This is a genomic window from Candidatus Dormiibacterota bacterium (assembly GCA_035544955.1).
Lineage (GTDB): Bacteria > Chloroflexota > Dormibacteria > CF-121 > CF-121 > CF-13.
This window is the reverse complement of sequence record DASZZN010000049.1, coordinates 34,880-58,579: the sequence shown is the minus strand read 5'-3', so window position 1 is coordinate 58,579 and position 23,700 is coordinate 34,880. Positions and strand designations below refer to the sequence as shown.

Genomic DNA, 23,700 nt, shown 5'->3' with positions numbered 1-23,700 from the left:
CGGTGCGTATCCTGGTCGCGGAGGATGATCACGGCCTGCGCGAGGTCCTCGTCCAAGGTCTCGAGGATGCCGGCTACCTGGTCGACTCGGTCGACCGGGGCGATGATGCCATCGAGCAGCTGAAGTTCTACGAGTACGACGTGGCCATCCTCGACTGGCGGATGCCGGGCGTGCCCGGCGTCGAGGTGGCGTCGTGGGCCCGGCGCAACGATCGCCCGACTGCGATCCTGATGCTGACGGCTCGCGATGCACCACCGGACCGCATCCAGGGCCTGGATGCCGGCGCCGATGACTACCTGGTCAAGCCATTCGACTTTGGCGAACTGGTCGCGCGAGTGCGCGCGCTACAGCGACGTCCGCGCGGCGTGGGTGCGCCGGTGATGAACCGCGGCACCTTGTCGCTGGACCCGGCCCGTCGGCACGTCACGATGAATGGCAAGCTGCTGAATCTCACGACCGCCGAGTTCCACATCCTCGAGCTGCTGCTGCGGCGCTTTCCCTCGGTGGTCGACCGGAAAGCCATTGCCGAGCACGCCTGGCGGGACGAGACCGAGCCGCTCGGATCAAACGTGATCGACGTCAAGATGAGCCGGCTTCGCGCCAAGCTCGTCCACTCCGGAGTGCGCATCCTGACGGTGCGCGGCACTGGATTTCGGCTCGAAGAGGCCTAGCCGAGATCTCCCTCCCCCGCCGGCGGGGGAATGCAGGGTGGGGGCTCTGCGCGTCACGATTTCGAAAGGTAGGCGGGCGCATCATCAGTTCATCAGGACGCCATTCCATTCTTGGAGGTCAGCGATGAACGGTGAGGTCCAGCGGATGTTTCGAGGGGCAATCGGCGGCGCGGCATTGGGCGGCGGCTTGGGCGGGGCGGTGTTCGGCGCGATGGGCGCCATCCTGGTCGGGCTCGAGCCGGTCGTATTCCTGGTCTGCGGCATCTATGCCGGGACGGTCTACGGCGGAATCGTGGGCGCGCTCCGCGGCGCAGGCGAGCCGCGGGTCGAACTTGCCCCGGCCATCGTTCGTTCGCGCGCCGCCTAACTGACCAGGCGCTCCCTCCCCTTCCCCGAGTCCCGGCCGATTTGGCCGGGACTCTTTTTGTGCGCACTGGCTAGGATGGATGGGTGATCAGCACCGGCGCGGTCCGTCAGCTTGCCGAATGGCCTGAGCTGCCCTACGACGTTTGGCGGCCGACCATGGACACGCTGCATATGAAGCTGCAGATCATCGGCAAGGTCCGTCTCGCCATGACGCAACGCGGGCCGCAGTGGGCCAACGTGCCCCTCTATCTCACCGCACGCGGGCTGACGACGTCACCCATGTGGAGCGGCCGGACCGGCTTCGCGATCGATGTTGACCTCATCAATCATGACGTGATCGTTGCCACCAACGATGGTCGCCTCGAGCGGGTCGCGCTGGACGCACGGCCGGTCGCCGACTTCTATCAGGAGCTGATCGGGCGCCTCCACACCCTGGGCATCGACCCCGCGATCACCATCATGCCATCCGAAGTTGACAATCCGATCCCGTTTCCCGAGGACACGGTTCACGCGACGTACGACCCGGAGTGGGCCCACCGCTTCGGGCGGCTGCTGGCGCGCATCGACCTGGTCCTCAAAGAGCACCGGGGCCGGTTTTTAGGACGGACCAGCGCGGTTTCCTTCTGGTGGGGCACGTTCGATCTTGCGGTAGCACGCTATTCCGGCCGGCCCGTTCAGCCTTCCAAAGACTGGGGCATCATCCGGCGCGTGGGTGGCGATGCCGAACAGTGCTGCGTTGGGTTCTGGCCGGGCAATGCGACGCTGCGGGAGCCCGCCTTTTTCGCCTACGCCTACCCGAAACCCGACGGCATCGAGAATGCGGCGCTGCGTCCGGCGGAGGCAGGCTGGAGGCCGGCGTTTGGCGAGTTCATCCTTTCCTATGACGCCGTTCGCCGCAGCCCCGATCCGCGCCAGGCGATCCTCGATTTTGCCGAGTCCACCTTCGTGGCGGGGGCAACCCGCCAGCGCTGGGATCCCGCTCTACTGGTCTCCTACGACTCGCGGTAACTGCTGACCGGCGCTTAGACCGGTGTCAGTCGCAGCGTCGTCGGGAGAATCGAGCGCTTGAGCATGTCCTTGGTTTCATCCGGCCAGCGCTCACCGTACTTCTTACGGAATCCGGCACTCACGGCGCGGATGACGAGCGGGTTGTTCTCCAGCTCAGTGCGCGCGGTCACCCTCCGCCGCCCGACTCGGACTGTGACCGACGGGTTGGCGAGGGCCTCCTGGTACCAGTGACCCTTTTTGCCTTTGTAGGAGCGTACGTAGACCCCGTATTCCGTCGGCACGATCCAGATGGTGGTGCGATGAAGCGGCGATTTGGCATCGCGCCGGGTGTCGATCTGGACCTCGTCGCTTTCCGTCAGTTTCCAGATAAGGTCTTCTGACGTTTTCGCCATTCGTTCTCATGCTAATCCCGCGGGACGTTAGGCTGTCGGCATGAATTGGCAGGCGTTCGCCGAGGCGTTCATCACGCTTGTCGTCATCATGGATCCGTTGGGCAGCGCCCCGATTTTCATCAGCCTGACGGCGGGGCACACCCCGAACGCGCGCCGGCGCGCCGCGCTCGTCGCCGCGGGGGCCGCCGGCGGCGTGGTGGTGGTCTTCGCGCTCTTCGGCCGGCTCATCCTCGATTACCTGCACGTCTCGGTGGAGAGCCTCACGATTGCGGGCGGCCTGCTCTTACTGCTCGTCGCCCTGCAGATGTTGCGCGGCGACGAGATGGAGCAACCGGAAACCGCGAACATCGCGCTGGTCCCGCTGGCGACGCCGCTGCTCGCCGGCCCGGGAGCGATCGCCGCGGTGATGGTTCTGACGAGGCGGTACGAGGACGGGCCCGGAAGGCTAGGCGTGATCCTCGGCATCCTCGCCACGGTCGTGGTGGTGGCCGTCGGCCTCATGCTCGCGGCCCGGATCGCACGCCTAGTGCATCCCGCGCTGATTCAGCTCCTGACCCGGGTGCTGGGCTTGCTCCTCGCGGCGATCGCCGTGCAGTTCATCGTCGATGCGGTGCGGATCATCATCGCGGTGCGCTAACGGATCAGGAACCCAAGGCCGATCGGGTCGTCCGCCTCGAGCACGAACTGGTGATAGCCGGTCAGGTGCGCGCTCCCCTCGACCTCGGTGATCAGCGCCGGGTAATCGGCGACCCGCGTTTCCCCCACCACTCGTGACGCGAAGCGGCCGCCGATCACGCTCTCGTGCATCAACGTCGCCCCGCGGGCCAGCTCGCCGCGCCGATCGAGAAGGGCGAGCCGTGCCGAGGTCCCGCTGCCACATGGGGAGCGATCGACCTCGCCGTTCGCGAACACGGTTACGTTTCGGTTTTTTGCTGTGAACATCACACCATAAATCCCGGCGAGCTGCGGTTCGAGTGGATGGACGATGTCCCTTTCGGCCTCGATGGCGGCCTTGATCTGGCGGCCGAGGTCGATGAAGCGCGGGACGAACGCCGCCTCGATGGGCAACTCGAAGCAGTCCGCCGGAACGATGGCGTAAAATGCGCCGCCGTAGGCGACCGCAACCTCGATCATTCGCCCGCCAGTGGACACGGTCACTGCGTCGAACAGCACAAAGCTCGGGACGTTTTGGAATCGCACCGAGCGAACGCGTCCATCGTGCATGGTGGCAACCGTTTTCAGGCGACCGGAGGGCACGTCCACCACGACGTCGACCGATGGACCAACGGCGGGGACCATGGCCGCGTCGATCGCCCAGGTCACCAGCGCGATCGTGCCGTGGCCGCAGGCCGTGCTGTACCCCGCGTTATGGAAGAAGACCACCCCAAGCTGAGCGCCCTCGTCTTCTGGCTCTGTGACAAAACCGCCGTACATGTCCGCGTGACCGCGTGGCTCGAAGACGAGAAGCTGGCGGATCTCATCGAGGTGGTCGAGAGCATAGCGCCGCTTCTCGAGGATAGTGCGTCCGCGCAGCGACGGGACACCACCGCTGACGATGCGAAAGGGTTCGCCGGCGGTGTGGTAGTCGACGGTGCTCACCATCAGGCGGCGGCCGGCCGAATCGCTCATCGGCTCATGCTGACATAGCCCGACTTTTGATTGCGGCCCAGCATGCCGTCCTGAGTCTGGGCTACCCTCACATCAGGGCGCCACTGATGCAAGACCTTGGCCTGCTGCTGCTCCGGATCGTCGCGGGCGTCACCCTCGCGGCACACGGCTATCCGAAGCTGTTCGGCGGCCCAGGAAAGCGGGCGCACCCAGTGCTGGTCAAGGCGATGGGACCCAACTACCCGGCCGCCGTCGAGCGCAGCGGGCCCGGGTTTGCGGTGGCCCTCGAAAAGATGGGTGTCCCGAATCCGAAGGTCGCCGCCACCGCCTCCGGTCTGACCGAGCTTGCCGGCGGCATCGCGCTGGCCACTGGCCTTTTCACCCGGACCGTTGCGCTGGCGGTCGCGTTCAACATGGGCGTCGCCACCTACAAGGCGCACTGGAAAAACGGCTTCTACGGACAGGGCGGCTACGAGTTTCCATTGCTACTCGGCACCGTGGCGTTCAGCCTCTGCCTCACCGGCCCGGGCCGCCTGTCGGTCGACCATCTCACGTCGTTGAAGTAACGTCCGCCTAAGGACTAACCGCTCAGCTTGCCGAGAGCCGCGGCATCGACGACACCGATCAGCTTGGTCTCACCGCTGGGGTCGTAACTCACGACCGAGAATCCACCGGCGACGTTGTGCCATGGATCGAACACAATCGGTCCTGACGGCCCGACGTACTGGATGGGGTGCTTACCGGCCAGGGCCGTGATCCCCTCGTCGAACGAGTGCACGACCACCGCGTTCGCCCCGGCATCCGTCACGGTTTTGATGAAGCGGTTGTAAAAGCGCGGATCGGTCGTTCCCGCCTCGACCATGGCGAGGGCGGCGATTGTCACCGCGTCATAATTCGCGATCGCGTATGGATCGCTGCTCCACTGTCCCGGGTTCGGCACTGCCGGGCCCGCGGCCAGTAAGGCGTCGTTGAAGATCTCCCACGGCCGGCCCTGCGGCGCCGCGTACGGCTGAACACCGGCGTAGGTGCTCGCCAGCGTATGGGCGCCGATCGAGCGGGACACCGCCTGGAGCCAATCCGGTTGGGCGGTGGCCTGCGTGCCAACGATCGGGATCGCCGGCTGCCGCTTGACGAACTCCGAAAGAAAGGCGGCTGCACTCGGTGGGTCGATCTCCGTGAAAATCACGTCGGGGCGGGCCTGGATCACGGCGGCGACCTCGCCGGCATACGACGTTTTGCCTTCCACCAACGGCTCGTTGATCACGATGGTGCCGCCGAGTTGCCGGAACCCTTTCAACAAGGTCGGCACGGTCGTCTGGTCGGTGTCGTTTCCAAAGAGTGTGGCACCGCGCCGATAACCCTGCTTGTAAGCCCAGATCGCCAGTGCATAACCAGCCCCATCGTCGGAGGCCGTGAGTCGCCAGAGGTATTGATAGCTGGTCCGGTCGTAGAGTCGCTGCCCCGCGTCGAGGAACATCGGAATGTGCGCGGCATCGATCAATGGGACGGTGGGCACGGATTCATCAGAGCTGGGGCCGAGGATGGCCACGAGGTTCGGGGTCGAGGCGAGCAGGTTCCGCAGCGCGAGCTCGCCTGCGACCGGGTCGCCGTGCGTGTCGACATTCAGGCATTCCAGCGGATGACCCAGAACGCCGCCGGCCCGATTAATGAGCTGGATCGCCGGATAGCAGCCAGCGAACTCCTCCGGGCCGAAGCTCGCATCGGGACCAGAAAAGGGGTTGAAGGCGGCAATCGTAAGCGTTCCGGTCATCGTCCGCGGCGTGGCCGCGCCGCTGCCGCCGCAGGCGCTGGCCGCCAGCGCCATCACGATCATCAGGACGGCCAGCCGCCTCATGATGCCAACCTCGACGCCTCTTTTTCCCGGTACATCGCCTGGTCGGCCGACGCCATCAACGCCTCGAGTGTCACGGGATGCGCCGGGTCTGACCTGGCCACCCCCACGCTGATCGAGAGCTGCCATGAAAATTGTGCCTCCTGGTTGAACGCCTTGATGTTTTTTTCTACGCGGTCAAGGACGGTCCGCAAACCGTCGCTGTTGGTGTCGGCCATCAGGACGATGAACTCGTCACCGCCCAGACGCGCGACCACGTCAGATCGCCGGAAGGTCCGTAGCAAAAGCCCGGCCAGCTCCCTGAGCGCCTTGTCACCCTCCTCGTGGCCAAACTGATCGTTGATGCGCTTAAAGCGGTCAATATCGAGGAAGATCAAGCAAAGCGACGTTCCCTTTCGCTCTGCCAGGCTGCGCTGGTACTCGGCGAGCAACATGAAGCCTCGGCGGTTCGGGAGCCCGGTGAGCTCGTCGGCGATGGCCAGTTGACGGACTTGCTCCAGCATTCGGTGCCGTTCGATCGCGTAACGAATGGCGCGGGGTAGCACCTCACCATCCACCCGCGCTTTGCGGAGGAAATCCTGGGCTCCCTCATTGACGGCCTTGAGCGCGATCGATTCGTCGTTTAGTCCCGATAGCACCAGGATCGGGCAGGCTGGAGACAGGGCATGGACAGCGCGGTACGTTTCGAGGCCCTGGCTGTCGGGCAGGGAGAGATCCAGCAAGACGACATCCACCTCGTCGGCTGCGGTGCGCAGCGTCTCCAGCGCTTGTTTCAACGATTCAGCCACCTGGACCATGAACTGGCCGGGGAGCGCCTCGTTCAATGCTTCGCGTACCAGGCGAGCGTCACCCGGGTTGTCTTCGACCAGAAGGACACGGGTTCGCTCGACTACCACGTCAGCTCACTCCGAGGGCAGCTTGACGATTTCCACCCAGAACTCCTCAATAGCCTTGACCACCTGCAGGAAATGGTCGATGTCGACCGGTTTCGTCACGTAGGCATTGGCATGTAGCTCATAGGCGCGCGCGATATCGCTTTCGGCCTCGGACGAGCTCAGCACCACCACAGGAATGCGCCGGAGATCCTCATCCTTCTTGATGGCGGCCAGCACCTCCCGACCGTCCATCCGCGGCAAATTCAGGTCCAGCATGATCAGGTGCGGCCGCATCGCGCCGCTGTACTGGCCCTGACGACGGAGGTACGCGAGCGCCTCGACCCCGTCACCCACCACCTCGACCTTGTTACGGAACTTCGCCTCCTTGAGCGCCTCACGCGTCAGCCGCACGTCACCAGGGTTGTCCTCGACGAGCAGAATCTGGACGAGTTCGTGAATGTCACTCATGCTGCAATTTGCTGACCTCCTGTGGCGGGCAACGTGAAGAAGAAGGTCGTGCCCTTGCCCGGTTCGGACTCCAACCAGATGCGACCCCCGTTCCGCTCTACGATCCGCTTACATACCGCCAGGCCGATTCCGGTGCCTGGATACTCACTCTGTTTGTGCAGTCGCTGAAAGATCAAGAAGATGCGGTCCTTGTATTGCGGATCGATGCCGATCCCGTTGTCCGCCACCGAAAAGACCCAATCCCCGCCACGCGCTTCTGCCTGGATACGAACGATCGGCCGCTCGGCTTTACAGAACTTCAGGGCGTTGCTGATCAAGTTCTGGAACAGGCGAACCAGCATGCCGTGGTTCGCCCAGACCGTTGGCAGCTGACCGCATGACACCATGGCAGAGCGGTCATCGATCGCTGTCTGGAGATTGGCCAGCGCTTGATCGAGGGCGACCTGCGTGTCGACCGCTTTGGCTGCAACCTCCTCGCGGCCGACCCGGGAGTAGGAAAGCAGATCATTGATCAGCGATTGCATCCGGTTGGCGCCGCTCACCGCAAATTCGATGTACTCGTCCGCATCGGCGTCCAGCTTGCCGCCGTAGCGGCGCTTGAGGAGGCCCGTGAACCCGCTCACCATCCGCAGCGGCTCCTGCAAGTCGTGCGACGCGACATAGGCGAATTGCTCGAGATCGGCGTTGGAGCGTTTCAGCTCAGAAGCCTGTTGGTTGAGCGACCGTACCATCGTCGTCATCGCGCGTGAGAGGCTGCCGATTTCATCGCGCCGATGCGTGAGCCCCGGCTCGACCATCTCACCAGCCGCAATCCGATCGGCGGAGGCGCGCAGCCGTCGCAAGGGCGCGGAGATGCCGAGCGTCACTGCGATGGCCACCGCCAATGCGGCGCCGATACCGATCAACGAGGCCATGATGACGAGCCGCGTCGAATCGGACGCGGATTTCTGGGCGTCAACCGCTGATATCCGAATGTCCAAACCGATGTCGTCAGCAATGCTGGCCGCCGTCGATCGCGCCGAGTCGACCAGGACAATCTCCGCGTCACCTTCGGCGCCAAGAGGCAGTCCTGACCGAAGCGTGGCGATCTCCCGGCTTGATTCCGCTTCTACGGATTGAATCTGCGTGCGGAGCCGGGTGATGGTCGGAATCAGCGCTGCAATACCGGGGTCTTTTTCGAACTGAGCCAGTGCGGCCAGGTCGCCAAAGATTTGGTCATGGGCTCGGAAGTAGGGTTGAAGCAGATCTTCCCTGCCGCGCGGCACGGTGTCCACCGACCCCTCGAAGCGAGTCAGGGCGATTTGCTCGTTGAGGATCTGCACCCTGAGATCGTCGATGAGTTGCAACTCGGGGACATCCTCCCGGCTCAGGCGATCCGTGACCGCCGCGGTGTCGCGCAAGCGGACGAGAGTCAGCGCGGCGATGGCGAGCATCACGAGCAGAATCAGCCCGTAACCGGCGGCGATACGAACAAAGAGTGGGACGCCTGGCGCACGGAGTCTCGGTTTCACAGCACGAGCCTCAGGTACGACGCCGCCCAAGCGTAGAGAATGCAAAATGGCAGTCAGGACCCGAAAACCAGCAAACGCCGGTTGACTTAGTGCGTGCCGATCAGCTGGCTGACCACCAGCGCGACGGATAGCAGCGTGATCAGACCGGTCACGACCCAGCCGGCCACGTAGAGCGGGAGACTGCTGCGCAGCCGGCCCAACAGCCGGCGGTCCCGGCTCATCAACATGACAAAGACCAGGATGAAGGGCAAGAGCAATCCGTCGAACACCTGGCTGAGGTACATGACGGCGATCAGCGGCAGGCCGGGGATCAGGACGAAGAGCGCCGAGAATCCGACGAAGAAGGCCAGCAAGCCGTAAAAGGCCGGCGCCTGGCGCCAGCTCCGGTCGAGACCCTTTTCCCAACCAAACGCTTCCGTCACCGCGTAGGCGCTCGTCAGAGGAACCGTTCCCAGACCCAGGAGAGAGGCGGTGAGGAGCCCCAGCGCGAAGAGCAGCTCCGCGGAATGCCCCGCCAGCGGGCCGAGGGCGCGCGCGGCGTCGGCGGCGCTCGCGATGGTCGTCTGCCCATGCGACCAGAGGGTCGCGGCACAGGCGACCACGATGAAGCCCGCGACCAGGTTGGTGAGGAAGGCACCCGCCCCAACGTCGATTCGCGATGCGGCGAGATCCTTCGGCCCAAGGTGTTTGTCCGCGGCATAGGACTGGATGAACGCCTGGCCCCACGGGGTGATCGTGGTGCCCACCGTCCCCATGACCGCGACCAGGTACAAGGTGGTCACCGAACCATGTGGCACGACGGTGTATGAGAGCGCCGCACCCCAGTCGGGATGGGCGAGGATCGCCGAAAGCGCATACGCGAGTGAGGTGCCGATGCCGACCGCCAGAAAGACAAACTGGATACGACGGAAGTTCGCACGGGACAGAAGGAAAATGATGAGCAGCGCAGCAAGCGCGGAGCTCACCGCGATGGGCACGCCGAAGATCGCGAGCGCGGCGCCAATGCCGGCGAACTCGGCTACGGTGTCACCCAGGTTCGCCAGGAGCATGACCCCGATCGCGAATGCCGCGCGCCGGATGCCATATTGCTGGCGGATCAAGCCCCCGAACCCTTGCCCGGTGGCGAGCCCGAGCCGGGCCCCGACCTCCTGCGTGATCCCGAGCGCGATCATGCTGGCAAGGACGACCCACATCAAGTCATAGCCGAATTGGGCGCCGACGACCGAATAGGTCGTGATGCCACCGGCGTCGTTGTCGGCGAACCCGCTAATCAGCCCGGGACCCAGTGCGGTGAGAAACGCCAACCGGGGCAGTCGCGAACGCAACAACCAGCGCACGTACGGGCGCAGGCCACCGGGGGCTCGGCCGCGTCGGGCACGGGGCTTCCTCTTCAACATGGATCTTTCGGTTTCATCCAGACGGGCGGGCGCAAACTTGCCGATCGTATTTTCGGGTACAAAGGCACTGATGCCTGAACCGAGGACGCTGCCCCTACTTCTCGCCTCGGTGGAGGACGTCACGCCACACATGCGCCGGATCCAGCTCACCGGTCCATCACTCGAGGCATTCGAATATTTCGCTGGGCAGGACCTGGCCCTGCCGGTCGTGCGCGATGACGGCAGCGTCGTTCGCCGCCGATACACGATCCGCCGGTATGATCCCGAGCGGCGCCTGATCGACCTCGACTTCGTGATGCACGGTGATGGTCCCGGCATCCGGTGGGCGCAGGCAGCGCGCCCTGGTCTGGCCATCGAGGCGATCGGCCCGCGCGGAAAGATCGGCCTGAATCCAAACGCGAAATCGCACCTGTTTGCCGGTGACGCGACGGCGGTCCCGGGCTCGTTGGCCATGATGGAGGCGCTGCCCGCCGGCGTGCGCGCCAATGCGTACCTGATGGTTGGCGGTCCCCGCGAGCGGCAGTCGTTCGCGGCCGACGCCACCAAGACGGTGACCTGGCACTACGAGAGCGGCATGGGCGGACCCGATGGGCTGGTCGCTGCCGTCTCAGCCGTCGGGGTCGTACCCGATGCAGGGCACGCGTACCTGGCCGGCGAGGTCGCTTTGGTCTCGGCACTCAACGCCACCCTCCTCGCTCGCGGCTGGACCGCCGATCAGATCTCGGCCAAGGCGTACTGGAACCGCGGCCGAGCGAATGCCGATCGGGGCGAGCCTGAGGTGAAGGCTTAACGAGGAAAGGCCGGCAGGCGTCAGGCGCGGAACTGCGCCTCGCTAAGCTGCCAGAGACGGCTGGCGGCCTCGCGATCCTGAGCCGCCGCTGATGGCGCGACCACGTGCTCGTCGACAAAGTAGCCACCGGTGGTCGCACCCGCGGCATCCGAGTCGACGAGCCAGACCAACGTCTGCGCGCCCTTCACGGCGCTGTGAGCGAACGGCCGTGAGATCGCCATGCCGATGCGCATCAGAAAACCGTTGTTGCGATTGAAGCCGGTGGCCACGAATCCCGGATGGAAGCAGTTGGCGGTGACGCCGGTGCCGGCCAGGCGGCGCGCCAGCTCGCCCGTGAAGAGAATATTGGCCAGCTTGGTCTGGCCATAGCGCGGAAACCCGAAGCCGCCCCACGAGCGCTCGGCATTCAAGTCGTCGAAGGGGATTCGGGCACCCTCGTGCGCATCCGATGAGGTGGTGACAATCCGCGCCGGCGCGCTGGCCTTCAGGCGGTCGAGCAGCAAGGTGGTGAGCAGGAACGGCGCCAGGTGATTCACGGCCCAGGTTAGCTCGATGCCATCGGGGCTGAGCTGTCGCGTTGAGTAAATCGCGCCCGCGTTGTTGATCAGCACCTCGATGCTGGAGTACTTCGCCTGGGCGTCGAAGGCGAATTGCCGGATGCTCGCCTGTGACGCAAGGTCCGCGGTCAGCACGTCCACGCTCGCGTCCCTGGCTGCGGCCTGGATCTGGCGAACCGCGTCGGCGGCCCTCACCTCGCTCCTGGCGACCAGCGTGAGCAAGGCTCCCCGCCGGGCAAGCTCGACGGCCGCTGCCAATCCAATCCCGCTCGTCGCTCCGGTGATCACGACGCGCTTGCCGGCCACGCCACCCCAGGTCTGCATTAGAAGTCCCGGCGTCCCTCGAAGGTCGCCGCCGCACCTGGCCTGGTGAGTTCGTAGACCGCGATCCGTTGCCCTCCGGGGGTGCGGAACGAACAGATCGGACCGTGGGGGATCTCGAACGTCTCCTCTGGTTTCCACCCCTGCTTGGTCAGCCGCGCCAGCGCCTTGGCGAGGCTCGGAACCCGGTAGACCAGGATTGGCGTGCTGCCCTTGACGTGATCCGCCAGCAGCAGGAGCGGCGGTGGCGGGGCGAGCTCGATGGCGGCGACCTGCGCCCCCATACCCTCCACGGCAAAGCGGAGGCGACCGCCGAGGACATCTGTGAAATAGGCAACGTCCCGCTTCACGTCGCGACTCGGGTGATAAACGAAGTCAAGCGACTCGAACGCCACCGCGATCAGCTCTTGGACCGGTCGCTGCGGTCCTGGATCTCCCAGGCATGATCGAGCACGTGCCAGGCGATCCGGCGCGCGGCATAGCGCTGGGGCCAGCCCTTCTGCAGCGGCGGAGCACCGTTCGACGGTTTTCGTAACGCCGCGATGATCGCCTCGCGGAAGGCGACGACCGCCTTCGCGTCGTCGCGGTCTGGCCGCTTGAGACCTACGCCAAGCTTTCGGACGTAGGCCCCCTCGGCATCGAGTACGTGGTCGGCGATCTTGTCGCGATCTCGGCCACCGCCCCTCGGCCCCTTTCGCAGCTCCGCGGGAGCCTGCGCAACTACCTGGTCGAAGACCGCCCAGGCTGACTTGACCAGGCTCGCCAGCCGCTCACCATCTGACTTCGCGAGCGGTTTGGTGTCCAGCGTGGTGACTTTCGCGGGTACCCCGAAATCGGTCGAGGCGTCGCCAGGAATGCGTTGCGAGACCCGGAGATCGATGGCCCCGGCCGGGAATGGGATCCGCGCCCGCCGGGCGATGGGCGCATAACGCGGCGCGTACGCGGCGAGCGCGGCGACCGCCGACGCTTCGTCCTTCCCCGACCGGCACCAACCGGGCCAGTCGCTCGCGCAGGCGAAGGTGCGCGTGCGACCAGCCTCGATGTAGACGGTCGTCGCTTTAGCGGACGCCGGCAGCTTCTTTGGCAGCGACAGGAGCCTTCTTCTGCAGCAGGCGGATGAACTCTCGCATCCAGCTCGGATGATCGGGCCAGGCCCGGGCCGAGACCATCTGCCCGTCCACCACCGCGTCGGAATCGACATAGGTAGCGCCCGCCGCCTTGACGTCGGGCTCGAGGGCCGGATAGGCGGCCGAACGCCTGCCCTTCAGCACGCCGGCGGCGGCCAGCACCAACGGGGCGTGACAGAGTTGGGCGACCGGTTTCTCCTCGTCGAAGAAGTGACGGATGATCCGTTGAACGTCGCGGTCGTTGCGGATGTACTCCGGGGCGCGCCCGCCGGGGATAACGACAGCCGCGTAGTCGGCGGGGTTGACGTCCTTGAAGGCGAGGTCGGCGTCCCAGCTATATCCGGGCTTCTCCGTGTAGGTGTCGTAGCCGGGCTCGAAGTCATGGACGACGAAGTGCAGTTTCTTCTTGGTCAGCGCCGCGATCTGGACGTCGTATCCCTCTTCCTTGAGCCGCTGATAGGGATACATCACTTCCAACGACTCACCGGCATCACCGGTCAGGATCAGAACTTTTGGCGTCGACATAGGTCATCCTCCTCAATTCAGGGCGGCCGATGCAACAAACCTAACTTATACGCCCGCCGACCCTGATCGACGAGTATCGAGCACGAAGCGACTCAGCCTACATCGTCATTCCGGGTAGACCGTGCGCGGTCACGAGGACGACGGCACCGTACGCCACGAGCGCAACGCCGGCAACTCTTGCGATCGCCGATCCCCATCGCAGCGATTTCTCGGCAAAGATGAGGAGCGTGAGCAAGACCATGGCCGAGATGTTCATCACGCCGAGCGGGAAGAGGATGGCGAAGAGCAGCCAGCAGCAGCCCAGGCAGTAGGCGCCGTGCTTCAGGCCCATGACGAAGGCGCCGCCGTACCCATCGCGCCACGATGTGAGGAGGAAGCTCAGCGGGCTCCGGCACTTCGCCAGACAGAGGCTCTTGAGCGGAGACAGTTGGTAGAGGCCTCCGACCAGCAGGACGGCACCGCCGAGCCGCACTGCGTTGCCCATCAGCCAGGTCGACTGCATCGCCACCGCCTCGAGGCCGGCGGCCGCGGCGTAGGCCACCACCCCAAAGCTAATCCACACGGTGAGGTAGGCACTGACAAACACCCAGGTCGGGACGAACGGTTGGGCGCGCTGCTGTTTCCCCGCCGCCACCGTCCCAAACATCACGATCATCGGCGCCGCCGTCGGGAACATCATGGCGATCATCATCGCCACCCAGGCGAGCAGGAAGAGTGGCAGCGTCAGCCCCATGGTGAGTCCCATCCCCTGCGTCGTACCCGCCTGGCGAAGCACGACGAGCCAACAGGCCCCGGCAAGCGTCAGCAGCGAAGCCAAGACGACATTACGTTGACGGCGAAGTCGTGCGGCGCTCGACTGGGCGATCACGACAGAGGATCCGATTGGTGAGGCTAGTTCTCGTAACGGAATTCTGTCAGGAAGGCATTCGTGCCATCGACCTCAGCCTTCCAGAAGTGGTCATAACGCACGACGCCGGCCTTGCCCTTCCGAACGGGCTGGGTCACGGCCCCAAACGGCGCGTTGCTTATCACCACTGGAGACTGCCCGTCGCCGCCTTTGAGTTCCTCGATCTCGCCGCGAAGGTACTGGCCGACCGCCAGTCGGCGCTTCCCAGCGCCACTCTCGAACGTGATGGGTGCGGCCGTCACGCCGGCGACGCTGCCCACGAGAGGACCGAGGTTGGCGAGATGTCCACCTGCCCCGCCCGAGAAGATCCCGGTTAGCGCCTCCGCCTGCCCCTTGTTTGCCCGCTCATCGATATACAGCGCGAGTTTCCAGCCACCGTCCGTCATCTGCTTGGGCGACCACACAACCAGTGCCGCGTTGAGCCCCTTGAGGTCGACATCGCCCATCTTCCCGTTCCTGATGTGCCAACCGATGAAAACGTCGCAGTGATCCTCGGTGGCCGGTGCCAGGAAGATGCACGAACACATCACCTTGCAGCTGCATGCCTCGAAGTAGTCGCCCTCGACCACGAACTTCGTCTTCGGCTGAGTCGTTGCCGACATAGCCTGGGCCATAATCCCCTCCTATCCCCCACATACCGACGGATGCTGATCCAGTCTAGCCTCTTCGGCTCGACGTCGCCGAAGGCCTAGCAACCCCGATCAGCCGAGCCTCGAGCGCCGCGGGCCGATCCCCCACGCGAGCCGCGCTTCAGTGCGATGCGAGCGTTAGAGGCGTTCAATGATCATCGCCATTCCCTGTCCGCCGCCCACGCACATCGTTTCCAGGCCGATCGTCTTGTCTTCGGTGACGAGACCGTTGAGCAGCGTGCAGAGAATGCGGGCCCCGGTCATGCCGAATGGATGACCGAGCGCGATCGAGCCGCCGTGCGGATTCAGCTTGTCGCTGAAGGGGTCGATCCCTAGCTCCCGAGCGGAGGGGATCACCTGTGCGGCAAACGCTTCGTTGATCTCCACGATATCGACGTCCTCGATCGACATCCCCGCGCGCTTGAGCGCCTGCCGCGACGCCTCGATCGGGCCAAGGCCCATGATCTCGGGCTCGAGTGCGGAGACCCCGGTGGCGACGATCCTGGCCAGCGGACGGATCCCGAGGTCCTTCGCCCGGCGGTCGGAGGTGATCACGACCGCGGCCGCGCCGTCGTTCAGCGGACACGAATTGCCGGCCGTAACGCGCCCGTTTTCTCGGAACACTGGCTTGAGGGTTGCAAGGACCTCTATCGTGGTATTGGGACGCGGGCCGTCATCGCGGCTCATCGTTGTGCCGTTTGGCAGTGGCACGGGGATGATTTCTCGGTCGAAGAAGCCGCCGTCGCGCGACTGGACGGCACGCGTCTGGCTCTTGACGGCGTAGCGATCCATTTCCTCACGCGTGATCTGCTTCAGGTCGGCGACGTTTTCCGCGGTTTCTCCCATCGCGATATAGATGTCGGGGTACTCTTCGGTGTTGCCCCGCTTGAGGCGGGGGTTCTGGGCATCCGGCTGGTCGGCAAACCCATTGACGTATCGCGAGACGCACTCCACACCGATCGAGAGGAAGGCGTTCCCTTCTCCAGCCTTGATGGCGTGGAAGGCCATGCGGCTGGTTTGTAATGACGAGGCACAGTATCGGTTGACCGTCGTCCCCGGCACATCGAGACGGGTCAGGATGCTCACCGCCCGGCCAAGGTTGAATCCCTGCTCGCCGGCCGGGAGGCCGCAGCCGCAGATCACGTCGTCGATCGTCCCACGGGCGAGCTGCGGCACTTTTTGCAGCACCTTGTTCATGACGTGGGCTGCCAGGTCATCCGGACGCACCTCGACCAGCGAGCCCTTGCCCGCTCGTCCGATTGGGGATCGACCGTAGGCGACGATGACAGCTTCCGGCATGGCGCCAGATCAGTCTATCGGTCTAAGAAACGCCTCTAACGCTCGCATCGCACTGAAGCGCGGCTCGCGTGGGCCGGCAGGCCCGGCTTGCGGTCGCGATGCATGTGCAGCCGCACCGTCGTCCCGCTCTTGAAGGAGCGTAGCTGTACCAGGTCGCAGAGCTGGTTCGCCAGCCAGAGCCCGCGGCCGCCGTCCTGTGTGGGAGCGGGTCGGCGCCGGTCGGCGAGCGGGTCATCGAAATGTCCGAGGTCCCGAACCTCGCAGACCAGGACGCCGCCGTCGCGCCAGATCCGGAGGGTACCCGACCCGCCGCCGTGCTCGATGCTGTTGGCCGCGACTTCGCCGACGGCTAGGACCAGATCGGCGATCGGTCCGCTGGCGAAGCCGGCCCGTGCGGCTTCGGTCGACACCAGCCGGCGTACCGGCCTGAGCCCCATCCGGGTGAACGCCAGCGTCGCGCGGGCGGCTGGCGGCTCCGGAAGCGGGGTGTTGAACGGCGCGCGCGCAATCGCCTCCTCGGCGTAGAGGCCGCTGGCGACGTACGAGTGATCGTAGGCGACATACGGATGGCTGCGGTGTGCCTCCTCAACCACGTCCGGCGGAAGCGCCGTCGTGTTGTAGGGGCACAGGAGTCGCCAGGCCGGTCCTTCGTCGAAGGCCACGTTGAGGAGCGCTTCGTGGCGCTGGCATTCGATGAGCTCGGCAGCCGAACGCTCCGGGTAGATTGGCTCGCCGATCCCGCGGAACGGACGCCCCGCCCCGACATGCGACTCGACGAACTGGTGCCACGCCGGGATGATGCGGGCGGGATTGGCGCCCACGTCGGCCATATTCTTGAACTGCACGCGGCCGGCGTCGGGCCCGAGCCGAGCCTTGAGCGCCGCGATCTTCGGCGCCCCAACCACCACCAGAATCGGCTCCGATGTCGCAAGCCCCTCCCGGATGAATGCGAGCGTACCGGCCAGGTATTCATCCATGTCTGAGTAGAGCAACGCCTCATGACTGAAGCGCTCCACCGGGACCGTCCCCATCATCCGCTTACCCCTCCAGCGATCGCCAGATTCGGGAGCGGCGCCCAGTCGACGATCTCCAGTGCGCGCTCGAGCTGCCGCGGGATACCGTGGAGCACGAGGCGGTGACCCGCACCCAGGGCCTGGGAAGCTCGCACGATCACCTGGAGCCCGCCCAGATCGCAGAAGAGCAAACCACTGAGGTCGAGATGCACGTCGCCAGCATGTCCGCAGGCCCGGGCGAGGGCCTGGGCCACCGCCGCGACGTTCGATCGGTCGACGTCGCCGACCAGGGCCAGACCCGGAGGATCCACCGTGGGGAGGATCTGGAGAATGGTGTCCGAGTACAGCGGCCGGTCCCACAGCCGGCGCGCCGCCGAGACGACAGGCTCGATGGGAGCCCCCAGGAAGGCGCGGGCCGGCCGGTCAAAGACTTCCAGCGGCTTCTCGTCGAGTCGCGGCGTGGCGAGTTCGGGGGTCCGAACCCAGGCCCAGACCCACTCCTTGATGAGCTGGCGTAGCGGCTCGGCCGGGAGCCCAACGTCCCGAAAGCGCTCGTCATTCTGCTCCAGGAAGCGGTCGATGGTGCCGAGAAACCCATTGATCAGCTGCTCGAGCTCCGGTTCTCGCGCCGCAGACGCCGGACCGGAATGGAGGCGGGCGCGGGCGTCGAAGAGCCGCTCGCGGTGGGGCCGGCTGAGCTGGTCGAACTCGTCCTGGAGGGCGCGGACGACGTCGAGCTTGGCCGGGCTCACCTGGGCCAGCCATTGCACGCGCTGCTCCTTGTCACCAAGCGCACAACGGGGGTAGAAGCGGCCTCGGTTCTCCAGGTCATTCCCGGTGCCGAGATGGCGGCAGGTCCGCCAGGTGCCGAGTGGCTTGTTTCGGGAATCGGCGGCGATGAAGCTGGCCGCCTGGAACGCCGGGCAGGCGTCGAACCCGTCGGCAAATGGGCGCGGATACACGCAGCGGTCAGCGTGGTGGTCAATCAGGGCCATAATCGCCCATCCGGGCTAGCACATATTATGCCCGATGGAATGGGCCGTCAACCACCTCCGCTGCTGCGTACCCCGCGCACGGGCCGGAGTCTGCCTTACATCGCGTTGAAGGTTTCGGCGACTTCGATGCTGCCGCCACCCGCCAGGACCGGACAACCCTTAGCCAGCTTCACGGCGGCGTCCAGGCTGTCGGCCTTGATCACGCTATAGCCACTGACCGGGTTCTGCCCACCGCCATCGCTGACTCCGCCCTTGCTCGTGATGGTTTTTGCCTTCATCACCGGGTTCCCGCCGTCGACCAGAGCCGAACCAAGGTCCTGGAACCACTTACCCCACTGGGCCATCAGCTTGTTACGAGCCGACTCATCCTGCGCCATCCCGCCGCCACCGTGATACGCGAGTAGATAGTTCGCCATTCGCTGTCCTCCTCTGCCTCGATTTACGTTGACCGGCGATCGATAGTCGCTGCGCTCGAGCATACGGCGACATAGTCGGGCAACACACCATTCCATCCGGATTGGTTGGCGTCGCGCCACCCCGGTCCGCGGCTGCCGAGACGCTCCCAACCCCGGTGTTCGATCTCGACGCGCGTGTGATCGGCACCCTGGTGGTTGAAGCGGATCTCCACTTCGGTCGCGTCCGCTCGATCGGTCCGGATGTACCAGAGGTAACAAAGGCGACGAGGTGGGTCCCATACGGTGATCTGGCCCCATTCCACCTCCCGACCGGAGGGGGTTCGCTCGAAGATCCGTCCGCCCGGGCGGCTCTCGAACACGACCTGCACACCGGGGTCGGCGGTCACCGTATGGTTAGCCGGCCACCAACTCGCCGGCCGCTGCGTCCAGACATCGAAGGCGTGCTGCACCGGGCACTGGACCTCGAACGTCATCCGCAGTGGCTCGATCACGCCTTACGCCTCGAGGGGCGGGTATTCTCCGCCAGGAGCTTGAACCGGGTCGCGGCGTCGCCCCAGACCTCCAGCAGGTACGCCTGCACCGCCTCGACACCGCGCGCGTGCAGCTGGTAGATCCGCCGGGTGCCGCGGGGTTCGTCGATGACGAGTCCGGCCTGTTTGAGCAGCCGCAGATGCCGCGATACCGCCGGACGGCTGATGGGAAGCGCTTCGGCGATTTCGCCAACCGTCCGGCCACCCGAGCCGAGCAACTCGACGATGGCGCGGCGGTTGGTATCGCCCAGTGCGTCGAACGGGTCGCCGGCGAGCGGCAGAGCGGTCACGATGGGAGCGTAACAAAAATGCTACCGTTGTCAGAGCCGCGAGGCAGCATCATTCGACGGAGGAGGACGACGTGAAATTCTACGAAGCGACCTCGACGATTTCCGCCAAACCCGAGGCGATCTGGTCGATCCTGACCGACGGCGGCAGCTACCCGTCCTGGGACTCCGGGGTCGAGCGGGTCGAAGGCCGGATCGCGCCGGGCGAGACGATCAAGGTCTATGTGAAAGTCAATCCGGGTCGCGCCTTCCCGATCAAAGTCACGGAGTTCGTGCCCGGGCAACGGATGGTGTGGTCCGGCGGCATGCCGCTCGGGCTCTTCAAGGGGGTGCGGACCTACACGCTGTCGCCACAGGGAAACGGAACCACGACCTTCAAGATGCGGGAGGAGTACACCGGCCCCATGCTGCCGATGATCTGGCGCTCGATCCCGGACCTCGGACCATCCTTCAGGCAATTTGCGAACGGCCTCAAGCAGCGATCCGAAACCGCCGGGCGCTAACCGCCTAATCCCAACCGGATCGCTACTACCCCGACCGCCCGGACTCCGACGACGACGACACCCGCGGTGACGAGCCCGACGGCCACGACCCCGGCGGAGACCAGGCCGAGGGCGACGACGCCGACCGCGACGAGTCCGAGCGCAACCGGGGCCACGGCGATGACGCCTACGGCCACGATCCCGATGGCCACCACCCCGACCGCGCTGTCGCCGACGGCGATCACCCCGCGGGCTCGTGCCGCGCGATAACGACCACCCTCCCGGCGGCCAAAGGCAACGTGCACCAACGGAATCCCGCGCCAGTTCTCCGACGATCGATACTCAAACCCCGGCATCTCAGCTCCTCAGCGATCTGATCGGATGACGGCCGCAAGCGTACGTTGCGGCCAGCATCCTGACCATTCACTGAGGTCAGTGCCTTTGCGTGACGGGTGTCATCGACGCCAGGCGGAGGGCCAGGACCGGGCAGGCATCGACGGCGCGCCGGGCATGCTCGACGAGGCTTGGCGGAAGCGTGCCGGCTTTGATGATCGGGAAGCCCCAGTCGTCCAGGCTGATCAGCTCGGGGAGCAGCTCGGCGCAAAGCCCGTGACCATCGCAGCGGATGCGATCGATCTGCAGTGTTTCGGCCATCAAGCCACCGCCACTCTCGCCGGCACGGAGGTCGTCAGACAGCGCCGGCGCTGATGCGCGGCAAAATCGTCGGCGAAGACGTGCATCGCACTCTGCAGCAGGGCGACCGCCCCATCGGGATGGCGGCACGCGCCGCGCCCCGTCAGCTGCCCGCTCCAGCGGGCGATGCGCTCGAGGTCGTCAGCCTTCGGCGACCTCGCACCCAGCCGCTGGGTGGCGCCGGCGATCGCCGCCAGACCGAAGACGCAGGGTCCGCACTGACGCGCGCTCTGCGAGGCGAGGTAAGTCATGATGCGGGCGGTAGCCTCAACCCCGCAAGTCTGGGCGGGGAGGAAGTGCACAACCCCGCAGCCCAACGCCAGGCCCCGAGCGCGCATCGAGTGCGCGTCGAGCGGCAGCCCCCACTGCTGGTCGACGTCAGCCCAGCCCCCGAAGTAGCCACCGAGGAGCACGGCGCCGACATCGCCGCTCACGCCGCCCGCTGCGGCCGCCGCGTCCCCCAACGTCGATCCGAATTCGACTTCGCGAACCCCAGCATGGTTAACCGCGCCGGAGACGGTGACGAGGCCAAGGCCACGTGCCTGGCCGTGACCGAGACCCTGGTACCAGGCGTGGCCCCGACGAGCGATGAGCGCGGCCAACGCGAGGCTTTCGACGTTCTGCACCAGCGTCGGCCGGCCGCCGACACCACGTTCGAAGGGGCGAGGCGGTATGGTGGTCGGGCGGGCATCGCCCGCATTCACGAAGTGCACCGCGGCGGATTCCTCCCCCGACACGTACCCGCCCGGCGCAGTGGCGATGCGGGCGCCACCCTGCAGGTCCCGACTGCGCTCAGCGAGGGCGTCTCGCAGCGCCGCTTGGGCCGCACGGTGTTCGCCCCCGACATAAAAGATGATGTTGTCGGCGGCAACGGCGCGCGCGGCGAGCAGCGCGCCGTCGATCACGAGATGCGGCCGGCCCGCCATCAACGTCCGATCCTTGAGGCTCAACGGCTCGCCCTCGGCACCATTCGCCAGCACGACCGCACCGCCCGAGGAGCGTTCGGCGACCGCTCGCCACTTGCGCCCCACCGGGAAGCCGGCGCCGCCTCGTCCGAGGAGCCCGCTCGCCTCCAGTTCGGCGATCAGCTGGCCGGATGGCAGCGTCGGGAGCGGCCCCAGGCGCTGGCGATGCGCGGCGAGGCTTTCGGCCCCGGGCGCAAGCGGGATCAGCTCCATTTCCGCGCCCGAGGTGTGACGGCTGGGATCTGGCGCCAGCCCGCGTTCGGGCGGCTCACGCGCCAGGCGACCGCGGCCATGATGCTCCCGATACAGACCGCCTCGATCACCAGCATCCATGCGAAACGCGGGTCGGTGCCGGTGCCGATGCCGTGGATGACGGCGATCGGCCACATGAGGTAGGCGAGCCAGTGGACGAGCCGCCAGGTGCGCGGTCCGAAGAGCGGGCGAAGCAGGCTCGTCACCACGATCGCGAGCAGCAAATAAATGGCAACCACGCCGAGGCCCAGCCAGAATCGACGGTATGACGACGAGAACGGAATGAGGGCAGCCTGCCAGCCGAGCGCCGTGAATGGGTCGACGACGGCCGTCACGATGTGAAGCGCGAGGAAGATGAGCGTCGCGAGCGCCAGGTTGCGGTGAAAGCCCGTGGTAAGAAAGCGCGGCCATGACGCGGTCTGCCAGCGCATTGCGCTCGCGATGCCCAGCGCGACAACGCCGGTCAGCAGGGCGAGGCTGACGACGCCGGCGCCGCGAGTCGCGTACCAGAGAATGGTGTCGCTCACGCCGCCACTCCCGATGGATCCGGCCAGCGGCCGATGTAGTGAATCGTTCCATCGTTTTCGACCAGCCGGGCCGGCAGGCCCCAGCTCGTCAACCAGTCGATGGCCGCCTCTCCTCGAACGATCGCCGCCGTTGATGCGATGTTGGCGTCGAGGCAGGTCGCGGCGGCGACCGTCACCGTTCGGAAGGGACCGGTCGTCGGCCGGCTGGTCTCCGGGTCGATGATGTGATGGAGGACCGCGGCGCCGCGAGTCCACCGGCGGACGGTGGTGCTCGAGGTGGCGACTCCGCCGGCGGGGAGGCAGATCACCTCGCCGTCCCCATCAGGTTTTTCGCGGCTGTCTTCCGCCACGTGGATCCGCCAGGCGCCGGACGGCGGCGTCCCCGCGGTGGCGATGTCGCCCCCGAGGCTGACCAGCACCCCGCCTGCGCCGGCGGCCGCGAGGGCGGCGCGCGCGGCGATGTCGGCCGCCAGCGCCTTTCCGGTCGAGCCCAGGTCGAGCTCCACTCCGGGCGGCAGCAGGACCGTGCGTGACCGGCGGTCGAAGCGGATCGCCCGCCAGCCCGGGACGCGCCAGGCGCGCAGGTTGATCGGACCGTCTTGAGCGGCAATCCGTGAGAAGTCGTCGTCATACCCGGCCACGCGAATGGCGTGACCGATGGTGGGATCGACCGCCCCATCGGTCAGGCGCGCCGCGCGCTGGGCCGCGTCGATCGCGGTTGCCAGCAGCGGGCTCACGCGGACGGTGCGGCCCGGGCTCGCGTTCAGGCGGCTCAGCTCGCTGTCCTCGCGAAACCGGCTGTAGGCGGTGTCGACGTCCTCGAGGACGTCGCCCACCGCGGTGGTGGCACGGCCGAGCCCATCGGCATCGGTCGCGATCACGTGCACCGAGGTGCCCAGCGCCGTCCAGCTCTTGAGCGCGACGGTCATCACGAACCGCCGCTGGTCACCGTGCCGCTACCGCTGCTGCCGGTGGTGGGCGCTTGGGTCGACTGCAGGCTGCTGCCGGTCGCCGAGCTCGAGCTGGAGTTATCCGTCGTTGTCGTCGACGTCGTGGCATTCAAGGCGGTCGTGGACGATGACTTGCCGGCGTACGAGGCGGCGGCGACGTAGCTAACGCCCACCACCGCGACCAGCGCACCCGCCGTCGCTCCGAAGGTCAGTCGCCGTAGGCGCTGCAGCCCACGGTCCCGCTGGATCGCTGTTGCTGAGTTCATAAGAGCATGGTGCCGGAGGGC

Annotated in this window: 32 protein-coding genes; 7 read left to right on the top strand and 25 right to left on the bottom strand. The window is 66.1% G+C overall.

The window, feature by feature from the left end; translation table 11 throughout:
- Positions 1-2: 2 nt before the first annotated feature.
- From VHK65_17645 to VHK65_17635, 3 genes are all read left to right on the top strand, one after another.
- Positions 3-671 carry a response regulator transcription factor gene (locus tag VHK65_17645; GenBank protein ID HVS07974.1) on the top strand — a complete coding sequence of 223 codons (669 nt, stop codon included), beginning with the start codon at positions 3-5 and terminating at the stop codon, positions 669-671.
- Positions 672-795: 124 nt separating this feature from the next.
- Complete coding sequence (locus VHK65_17640) at positions 796-1,038, top strand: hypothetical protein (protein ID HVS07973.1); 243 nt, start codon at positions 796-798, stop codon at positions 1,036-1,038.
- Between the two features lie 83 nt (positions 1,039-1,121).
- Positions 1,122-2,045, top strand: coding sequence for a DUF5996 family protein (locus VHK65_17635; GenBank protein ID HVS07972.1), 924 nt, complete (start codon positions 1,122-1,124; stop codon positions 2,043-2,045).
- 14 nt (positions 2,046-2,059) lie between these two features.
- Here the strand turns inward: VHK65_17635 and VHK65_17630 are convergent, their stop codons facing one another.
- On the bottom strand, positions 2,060-2,437 hold the full coding sequence (locus tag VHK65_17630) for a DUF2255 family protein (protein ID HVS07971.1): 378 nt from the start codon (positions 2,435-2,437) through the stop codon (positions 2,060-2,062).
- A 40-nt stretch (positions 2,438-2,477) separates the two neighbouring features.
- Here VHK65_17630 and VHK65_17625 point away from each other — a divergent pair, with 40 nt between their 5' ends.
- A complete protein-coding gene (locus VHK65_17625; protein ID HVS07970.1) occupies positions 2,478-3,074 on the top strand; it encodes a MarC family protein in 597 nt (198 codons plus the stop codon).
- Here the strand turns inward: VHK65_17625 and VHK65_17620 are convergent.
- A complete protein-coding gene (locus VHK65_17620; protein ID HVS07969.1) occupies positions 3,071-4,066 on the bottom strand; it encodes a proline racemase family protein in 996 nt (331 codons plus the stop codon). The genes VHK65_17625 and VHK65_17620 overlap by 4 nt on opposite strands.
- A gap of 86 nt (positions 4,067-4,152) precedes the next feature.
- Here VHK65_17620 and VHK65_17615 point away from each other — a divergent pair, with 86 nt between their 5' ends.
- A complete protein-coding gene (locus tag VHK65_17615; GenBank protein ID HVS07968.1) occupies positions 4,153-4,611 on the top strand; it encodes a DoxX family protein in 459 nt (152 codons plus the stop codon).
- Positions 4,612-4,625: 14 nt separating this feature from the next.
- On the opposite strand, the gene VHK65_17610 is transcribed toward VHK65_17615, so the two are convergent.
- From VHK65_17610 to VHK65_17590, 5 genes are all read right to left on the bottom strand, one after another.
- Positions 4,626-5,900, bottom strand: coding sequence for an ABC transporter substrate-binding protein (locus VHK65_17610; GenBank protein HVS07967.1), 1,275 nt, complete (start codon positions 5,898-5,900; stop codon positions 4,626-4,628).
- A complete protein-coding gene (locus VHK65_17605; protein HVS07966.1) occupies positions 5,897-6,793 on the bottom strand; it encodes a diguanylate cyclase response regulator in 897 nt (298 codons plus the stop codon). Before VHK65_17605 ends, VHK65_17610 begins: the two co-directional genes overlap by 4 nt.
- Positions 6,794-6,799: 6 nt before the next feature.
- Positions 6,800-7,240 (bottom strand): response regulator, encoded by a 441-nt coding sequence (locus tag VHK65_17600; protein HVS07965.1) that lies wholly within the window; start codon positions 7,238-7,240, stop codon positions 6,800-6,802.
- Positions 7,237-8,751 (bottom strand): ATP-binding protein, encoded by a 1,515-nt coding sequence (locus VHK65_17595; protein ID HVS07964.1) that lies wholly within the window; start codon positions 8,749-8,751, stop codon positions 7,237-7,239. Before VHK65_17595 ends, VHK65_17600 begins: the two co-directional genes overlap by 4 nt.
- 86 nt (positions 8,752-8,837) lie before the next feature.
- Entirely contained in the window at positions 8,838-10,148 is a 1,311-nt protein-coding gene (locus VHK65_17590) for a divalent metal cation transporter (protein HVS07963.1), read from the bottom strand.
- Between the two features lie 70 nt (positions 10,149-10,218).
- On the opposite strand from VHK65_17590, the gene VHK65_17585 reads away from it, so the two are divergent.
- A complete protein-coding gene (locus tag VHK65_17585) occupies positions 10,219-10,938 on the top strand; it encodes a siderophore-interacting protein (protein HVS07962.1) in 720 nt (239 codons plus the stop codon).
- Positions 10,939-10,958: 20 nt separating this feature from the next.
- On the opposite strand, the gene VHK65_17580 is transcribed toward VHK65_17585, so the two are convergent.
- From VHK65_17580 to VHK65_17525, 12 genes are all read right to left on the bottom strand, one after another.
- Positions 10,959-11,819, bottom strand: a complete 861-nt coding sequence (locus VHK65_17580; protein ID HVS07961.1) for an SDR family oxidoreductase — start codon at positions 11,817-11,819, stop codon at positions 10,959-10,961.
- Positions 11,819-12,211 carry a hypothetical protein gene (locus tag VHK65_17575; GenBank protein ID HVS07960.1) on the bottom strand — a complete coding sequence of 131 codons (393 nt, stop codon included), beginning with the start codon at positions 12,209-12,211 and terminating at the stop codon, positions 11,819-11,821. Before VHK65_17575 ends, VHK65_17580 begins: the two co-directional genes overlap by 1 nt.
- 5 nt (positions 12,212-12,216) lie before the next feature.
- Positions 12,217-12,858 carry a hypothetical protein gene (locus tag VHK65_17570; GenBank protein ID HVS07959.1) on the bottom strand — a complete coding sequence of 214 codons (642 nt, stop codon included), beginning with the start codon at positions 12,856-12,858 and terminating at the stop codon, positions 12,217-12,219.
- Between the two features lie 16 nt (positions 12,859-12,874).
- Positions 12,875-13,468: a DJ-1/PfpI family protein gene (locus tag VHK65_17565; protein HVS07958.1), complete on the bottom strand. Its 594-nt coding sequence runs from the start codon at positions 13,466-13,468 to the stop codon at positions 12,875-12,877.
- Between the two features lie 97 nt (positions 13,469-13,565).
- The gene (locus tag VHK65_17560; protein HVS07957.1) at positions 13,566-14,336 is read right to left on the bottom strand and encodes a DUF2182 domain-containing protein; all 771 of its coding nucleotides are present in this window, start codon (positions 14,334-14,336) and stop codon (positions 13,566-13,568) included.
- A gap of 23 nt (positions 14,337-14,359) precedes the next feature.
- Positions 14,360-14,989: a DUF1326 domain-containing protein gene (locus VHK65_17555; GenBank protein HVS07956.1), complete on the bottom strand. Its 630-nt coding sequence runs from the start codon at positions 14,987-14,989 to the stop codon at positions 14,360-14,362.
- Positions 14,990-15,142: 153 nt separating this feature from the next.
- Complete coding sequence (locus tag VHK65_17550; GenBank protein ID HVS07955.1) at positions 15,143-16,303, bottom strand: acetyl-CoA C-acetyltransferase; 1,161 nt, start codon at positions 16,301-16,303, stop codon at positions 15,143-15,145.
- 35 nt (positions 16,304-16,338) lie between these two features.
- Positions 16,339-17,337, bottom strand: a complete 999-nt coding sequence (locus VHK65_17545) for a sensor histidine kinase (protein ID HVS07954.1) — start codon at positions 17,335-17,337, stop codon at positions 16,339-16,341.
- Positions 17,334-18,311 carry an STAS domain-containing protein gene (locus tag VHK65_17540; protein HVS07953.1) on the bottom strand — a complete coding sequence of 326 codons (978 nt, stop codon included), beginning with the start codon at positions 18,309-18,311 and terminating at the stop codon, positions 17,334-17,336. The genes VHK65_17545 and VHK65_17540 overlap by 4 nt, the downstream gene beginning before the upstream one ends.
- Before the next feature lie 95 nt (positions 18,312-18,406).
- Positions 18,407-18,727, bottom strand: coding sequence for a hypothetical protein (locus tag VHK65_17535; GenBank protein HVS07952.1), 321 nt, complete (start codon positions 18,725-18,727; stop codon positions 18,407-18,409).
- Between the two features lie 23 nt (positions 18,728-18,750).
- Positions 18,751-19,218 (bottom strand): SRPBCC domain-containing protein, encoded by a 468-nt coding sequence (locus VHK65_17530; protein ID HVS07951.1) that lies wholly within the window; start codon positions 19,216-19,218, stop codon positions 18,751-18,753.
- Positions 19,215-19,547 carry a metalloregulator ArsR/SmtB family transcription factor gene (locus VHK65_17525; GenBank protein ID HVS07950.1) on the bottom strand — a complete coding sequence of 111 codons (333 nt, stop codon included), beginning with the start codon at positions 19,545-19,547 and terminating at the stop codon, positions 19,215-19,217. Before VHK65_17525 ends, VHK65_17530 begins: the two co-directional genes overlap by 4 nt.
- Before the next feature lie 71 nt (positions 19,548-19,618).
- Here VHK65_17525 and VHK65_17520 point away from each other — a divergent pair, with 71 nt between their 5' ends.
- Entirely contained in the window at positions 19,619-20,047 is a 429-nt protein-coding gene (locus tag VHK65_17520; protein HVS07949.1) for an SRPBCC domain-containing protein, read from the top strand.
- Here VHK65_17520 and VHK65_17515 read toward each other — a convergent pair.
- The 6 genes from VHK65_17515 to VHK65_17490 all read right to left on the bottom strand — a co-directional run bounded on the left by VHK65_17515 (position 20,044) and on the right by VHK65_17490 (position 23,679).
- Complete coding sequence (locus VHK65_17515) at positions 20,044-20,382, bottom strand: hypothetical protein (protein HVS07948.1); 339 nt, start codon at positions 20,380-20,382, stop codon at positions 20,044-20,046. The genes VHK65_17520 and VHK65_17515 overlap by 4 nt on opposite strands.
- Positions 20,383-20,458: 76 nt before the next feature.
- Positions 20,459-20,680 carry a ferredoxin gene (locus tag VHK65_17510; GenBank protein ID HVS07947.1) on the bottom strand — a complete coding sequence of 74 codons (222 nt, stop codon included), beginning with the start codon at positions 20,678-20,680 and terminating at the stop codon, positions 20,459-20,461.
- The gene (locus VHK65_17505) at positions 20,680-21,897 is read right to left on the bottom strand and encodes an NADH-ubiquinone oxidoreductase-F iron-sulfur binding region domain-containing protein (GenBank protein ID HVS07946.1); all 1,218 of its coding nucleotides are present in this window, start codon (positions 21,895-21,897) and stop codon (positions 20,680-20,682) included. Before VHK65_17505 ends, VHK65_17510 begins: the two co-directional genes overlap by 1 nt.
- Positions 21,888-22,463 (bottom strand): ferric reductase-like transmembrane domain-containing protein, encoded by a 576-nt coding sequence (locus VHK65_17500; protein ID HVS07945.1) that lies wholly within the window; start codon positions 22,461-22,463, stop codon positions 21,888-21,890. Before VHK65_17500 ends, VHK65_17505 begins: the two co-directional genes overlap by 10 nt.
- Positions 22,460-23,392 carry an FAD:protein FMN transferase gene (locus VHK65_17495; GenBank protein ID HVS07944.1) on the bottom strand — a complete coding sequence of 311 codons (933 nt, stop codon included), beginning with the start codon at positions 23,390-23,392 and terminating at the stop codon, positions 22,460-22,462. Before VHK65_17495 ends, VHK65_17500 begins: the two co-directional genes overlap by 4 nt.
- A complete protein-coding gene (locus VHK65_17490; GenBank protein HVS07943.1) occupies positions 23,392-23,679 on the bottom strand; it encodes a hypothetical protein in 288 nt (95 codons plus the stop codon). Before VHK65_17490 ends, VHK65_17495 begins: the two co-directional genes overlap by 1 nt.
- Positions 23,680-23,700: the final 21 nt, after the last annotated feature.